The sequence below is a fragment of the Brevundimonas sp. AAP58 genome, from assembly GCF_001295975.1.
In the GTDB taxonomy this organism is placed as follows: Bacteria; Pseudomonadota; Alphaproteobacteria; order Caulobacterales; family Caulobacteraceae; genus Brevundimonas.
In genome coordinates this window covers 1-1,547 of record NZ_LJHU01000027.1, presented here as the reverse complement: position 1 = coordinate 1,547, position 1,547 = coordinate 1, and the positions used below count along the sequence as shown (strand labels likewise).

Below are 1,547 nucleotides of genomic sequence, written 5' to 3'. Positions count from 1 at the left end.
TCCACCATGCTTCGCATGGTCCCCCTCCCCCGCTGCGCTGCGCTTGCTGGGGAGGAGACCCGATGACCCTACCTGCCCCCTTCCCCCCACTGGTCTCCGGCGCCGACGGCCTCGACCGCTACCCCGGCGACACCGCCGCGCTCGCCGCCCGCATGGCCCAGATCTACGGCGTCGCCGCCGACAGCGTCCTGCCGGTCCGCGGCCTGACCCACGGGCTGGAGCTGGTCTGGCGCCTCGCCGCCCGCGACGCCGCCTCGGTCGAAGCCCCCGACGCCGAGCCCTACGCCGGCCTGTCACGCATCTATCGCGTGAGCGAGGGCGACACCGTCGCCACCGTCGTCCGCGCCCTCGGCTCGCCGGAGGCCGTCGCCGAAATGGCCGCACGCCTGTCGCCAGGCCTGCTGGTCGTGGACGAGGGCCTGGTCGAGTTCGCCGACGCCCCCTCCGCCGCCGCCCTGATCGGCGACCACGCCAATCTGGTCGTGCTTCGCAGCCTGTCCCTGGCCTATGGCTTGGCCGGTGCCCGCGTCGGCGCGGCGCTGGCCCAGCCCCAGACGCTGGCCCGCCTGTTCGAGGTCGTCGAACTCTACGCCCTGCCCGAGCCGCTCGTCCGCCTCGCCATGCAGGCGCTCGACCCGTCGCGCATGATCGAGACGGCCGAACGCATCGCCGGCGTCCGCCGCGAACGCGACCGCCTCATGCGCGAGATCGGCCGGGTCATGGTGGTCGAGGCCGGTGTCGGCCCCATCCTGATGGCGCGTCCCTCCGACATCGAGGCGACGCTCGCCGACCTCGCCCGCTTCGGCGTCGCTGCCGACAGGTCCGGCGACCGGTTGCGCCTGCCGGTGTCGCTCAAGCCCGAGGTCAACGACCGGTTGCTGGCCGCGCTCGGCCTCGCCGTCGGCAAGACCCGCGCCCACCGCACCGGCCAGGCCGTCCGTGACACCAAGGAGACCCGCATCGTCTGCGCCGTCGACCTCGACGCGACCGGCCCCATCAAGATCGAGACCGGCGTCGGCTTCTTCGACCACATGCTGGAGCAGGTCGCGGCCCACGGCGGCTTCTCCCTGCGGCTGCAATGCGAGGGCGACCTTCACACCGACCCGCACCACACCATCGAGGACTCGGCCATCGCGCTGGGCCAGGCCCTGAAACAGGCGCTCGGCGAGCGGCGCGGCATCGCCCGCTATGGCTTCGTACTCGCCATGGACGAGGCCCAGGCCAATGTCGCCATCGACCTGTCGGGCCGCCCCTATCCGGTGTTCGAGGGCGAGTTCTCCACGCCCTACATCGGCGAGTACCGCACCGACCTGACCGCCCACGTCTTCCGCTCTCTGGCCGAGCACCTGGGCGCGGCCGTCCACATCTCGGTCACCGGCGACGACGACCATCACAAGACCGAGGCCGTCTACAAGGGCTTCGGCCGGGCGCTGCGCCAGGCCATCCGCATCGAGGGCGACGCCGTGCCGAGTACGAAGGGGGTGCTGTGATGATCCAAATCCTCCCCCGCTCTTCGCGGGGGAGGGGGACCGCGCGAAGCGTGGTGG

1 protein-coding gene is annotated in these 1,547 nt (G+C 72.4%); it reads left to right on the top strand.

Annotated elements, in window-relative coordinates; genetic code table 11:
- The first annotated feature begins 62 nt into the window (after positions 1-62).
- A complete protein-coding gene (gene hisB, locus IP78_RS04455) occupies positions 63-1,490 on the top strand; it encodes an imidazoleglycerol-phosphate dehydratase HisB (protein WP_054110512.1) in 1,428 nt (475 codons plus the stop codon).
- Positions 1,491-1,547: the final 57 nt, after the last annotated feature.

Excerpts from the sequence above, each read along its gene's own strand:
- hisB (WP_054110512.1), top strand. The coding sequence starts at position 63 with ATGACCCTACCTGCCCCCTTCCCCCCACTGGTCTCCGGCGCCGACGGC.